The organism is Synechococcus sp. R8-2, from assembly GCF_047461715.1.
Lineage (GTDB): Bacteria > Cyanobacteriota > Cyanobacteriia > Thermostichales > Thermostichaceae > Thermostichus.
Genome location: NZ_JANSHQ010000323.1, coordinates 1 through 3,427, shown reverse-complemented (window position 1 = coordinate 3,427; position 3,427 = coordinate 1). Strand labels below are relative to the sequence as shown.

Sequence of the window (3,427 nt, the reverse complement as noted above, 5' to 3'; positions counted from 1 at the left end):
TCCCTTGCCAGCGTTGACCCACCCCTTGTATTACTGGCGGCAAAAAAACCGCTACTACCACGAGGATCTGGAGCGGCTGCATCGCTTTTTTGTCCCTGCCGGTTTGCGCATCTTGGAGATTGGTTCCGGCACGGGATCCCTGCTCAATGCCTTGCAGCCCAGCTTCGGGGTGGGGATCGACCGGGATGCGGACATTGTTGCCCAAGCTCAGGCAGAGTTTCCCCATCTCCATTTCCGGGTGCAAGATGCCCACACGCTGGACAAAGGGGATCCCGTCTTGGCGGAGCCTTTTGATGTGATCTTGCTCGTCAATACCCTGGGCTACCTGGCCGACATCCAGCAGGTTCTCCAGCAGTTGCGCCGCTTCTGTACCCCTCGCACCCGCCTGATCCTCTCCCACCACAACCCACTCTGGGAGCCGATTCTGGGCTTGGCAACCGCTCTCAAGCAACGGATGCCTCTGCCGGCAGCCAACTGGTTATCGGCAGCCGATGTGGCCAACCTGCTGCACTTGGCAGGATACGAGGTCATTCAGCAGGGCAAGCGGCTGTTGTTGCCGCGGCGGATCCCGTTCCTTTCGACTGTGATCAACCGGGTGATTGCCCCATTGCCCGGGATCAACGCCCTCTGCCTGACAGAGTACACGATCGCTCGCCTGCAGCCCGACCCTGCCTGGGATCCCCCCCCTGAGCAGCAGCCTTCCTGCACCGTGGTGATTCCGGCTCGGAATGAAGCGGGCAACATCCGCCGCTGCGTGGAACATTTGCCCGAGATGGGATCCCGCACCGAGATCATTTTTGTGGAGGGGCATTCCAGCGACGGGACTTGGGCCGAGATCCAGCGGGTACAGGCGGAATACCAAGGGATCCGCAATATCCGGGCTCTACGGCAGGAGGGCAAGGGCAAGGGGGATGCGGTGCGCAAGGGGCTAGCCGCCGCTACAGGGGATGTGTTGATCATCCTCGATGCCGATTTGACCGTACAGGCAGAGGACCTGCCCAAGTTTTTCCGGGCTGTGGCTTCCGGGCGATGTGATTTTGCCAATGGTTGTCGCCTTATCTATCCCCTGAAACTAGAGGCAATGCCTCGGCTAAACCAATGGGCCAATCGTTTTTTTGCCGCTCTCCTCTCCTACATTCTCGGCATCCGCATCAAAGATTCCCTCTGTGGCACCAAGGCCCTGTGGCGGGAGGATTACCAGCAGATTGCCAAGCTGTGCCAAGAGTGGGGGGATTTCGACCCGTTTGGAGATTTTGACCTGTTGCTGGGATCCGCCAAGCGCACCCTGAAGATCCTGGATATCCCCGTGCGCTATTTCCCCAGAACCTATGGTCGCTCCAACATTCACCATGTGCGAGAGGGGCTGCGGCTGCTGCAGATCTGTGGCTTTGCCCTCAAGCGCTTTAAGGGATACTGAAGTTTGCTCTGACCCAAAGGTGCCGGTCTGTACTTCTGTCGAGGCAGGGCCAGTCTCTGCAAGTACTTCTCCACCGTTGGGATTCCCGCCTAGGCACCCAGGACTCGTTACAATAATTAGTCAATCGGATCACTGTAATGTGTGGATCGGCCCCCATGGGGAGTGCCACGGGAACGAGCAATGGGAGAATCCGTATTGAGCAGGCTGGGCCAATGGATCTCGAATACCCCCCTGCGCTCCCTCGACCAAGCTTATGAGGCTGCCCTGCGCATTAAAGCCATTGAGGATCAATACTTCCAGGGAGGGTCCATTGGCAGCAATGGGCAACACGGCCAGAATGTCAGCCGCTACTTTCAGATTCAACTGCGCCGGCAGCTGCGCCAGATCGATCTGCGTTTGGCAGAGTTCAGAGCCAGCAGCGCCTTTTCTCGCCTGCCGGATCCCGAGCAAAATGGCAGCGGCCCTACTTCTGCCCAAGATAAAGCTCAACAACTCCATGCCGCTGAGGCCAATGTTTCTGAAAGCAGCAGCGAAAACTCCGAGAATGGTTGCCAAAGACGAGATCTTTCCATTTTGGAGAAACTGCAGTTTATCGATCAGGTGACTTCTCGATACAAACGCCCGACCAGAAAATCCCAGCCCATCTCTGCTTCAATTTCCACTTCACCTGAGCCTCTCGAACGGCCAGAACAACCTACCTCAACCCAACCCAGTTCTTCTAATGTCTCTGTCAAGGCAGGCTCCGGCAATGGCGCTGCCCCGGTCGCTTCCAAAGCTGCGATTCTGCCCCGCTCCATTCTGCGCACGGCCAGCCAAATCCGCCGTGAGCTGAGTTCCCAGGCCGAGGAGGAACTGATCCAAGAGTATCGGGAGGCTCGCACTCGCACACTGGTATCGATTCGTTTTCTGTTGTTGTTGGCCGTTTTGCCTCTGCTCACCCAGATCCTCTCGAAAAACTTTCTGTTTGGGCCATTGGTGGATCACTTCCAACAACGGGAGCCTGCCATTGTGGCTCTAAGCCACGAATTCCAAGAAAAAGCCCTGTCAGAGTTCGAGTTTTTCAAGGAAAGAATAGAATTTGAGCGAGCTTTGCACCATCAACCCCCAGAGTGGGATCTGGAATCAGAAGAGCAACTGTCCATGAAGGCAGAGGAACTGCTGAAAAAATATAGCCGTAGGAACTCGGAAGGATTGAAGAATATCCTTGCTGATTTGCTTTCGCTGCTGGTGTTTGGCTGGCTTATCTTTATTGGGCGTGAGGAAATCGAAGTCCTCAAGTCTTTTTTGGATCGTCTGATCTACGGCCTCAGCGACAGTGCCAAGGCTTTCATTATTATTCTCTTTACCGATGTGTTTGTCGGTTATCACTCTCCCCACGGTTGGGAGGTGCTGCTGGGTAATTTGGCTGCCCATTTGGGGGTACCGGAGAATCGCGATTTTATCTACGGCTTTATTGCTACTTTTCCGGTTTTCCTAGATACGCTTTTTAAGTATTGGATCTTTCGCTATCTAAACCGTGTATCGCCGTCTTCGGTGGCCACCTATCGGGCTATGAACGATTAAGGGTTCGCAGTTGCATTTCAAACTGGGTTGAGACGCTTCCCAAGCGCTCCTTGCCGCTGACGTAACCATCCACAACCTCTCTCAGAGGAAGAAAGAAGTTGGGGATCGACCTGACGAATCGTTTGATTGCCATTTGAAGCAACCGTAATTCGAGTTTCCTGAGTTAGCTGGGCGGGCGTAAGGATTGTCGATGGCAGAACCCGCAGACAAACCAACGCTCCAATTCGGCGGCAGGGGTAGGACAGCGGCAGGCGGGGCAGGGGAACAGGTTTTGCTGGGTTTGTTGTTGTTTCACTACCCTGGCCCAGCGCTCGAAAGCCACTTTCGGGTCGGAGGCGGGCTGTTTCGAATTGGGGCCGCGACAGGATCCAGAGCGTTGCTCATTTTGGGGTGCCAGGCGGGGGGTGGCATAAAACTTGCTGGTCAACTCCGCATCAGGGTGGGGGG

Annotated in this window: 2 protein-coding genes and 1 pseudogene; 2 read left to right on the top strand and 1 reads right to left on the bottom strand. The window is 55.6% G+C overall.

Features of this window, described 5'->3' with window-relative positions:
- Positions 1-1,417, top strand: a 1,417-nt coding sequence (locus tag NW819_RS08190) for a glycosyltransferase (RefSeq protein WP_414413458.1), incomplete at its 5' end; no start/stop codon positions are given.
- Between the two features lie 195 nt (positions 1,418-1,612).
- Positions 1,613-2,980 carry a proton extrusion protein PcxA gene (pxcA, locus tag NW819_RS08185; protein ID WP_414413457.1) on the top strand — a complete coding sequence of 456 codons (1,368 nt, stop codon included), beginning with the start codon at positions 1,613-1,615 and terminating at the stop codon, positions 2,978-2,980.
- A gap of 163 nt (positions 2,981-3,143) precedes the next feature.
- Here pxcA and NW819_RS08180 read toward each other — a convergent pair.
- Positions 3,144-3,427 (bottom strand): annotated as a pseudogene (locus NW819_RS08180) (DUF721 domain-containing protein); the annotation flags it as partial.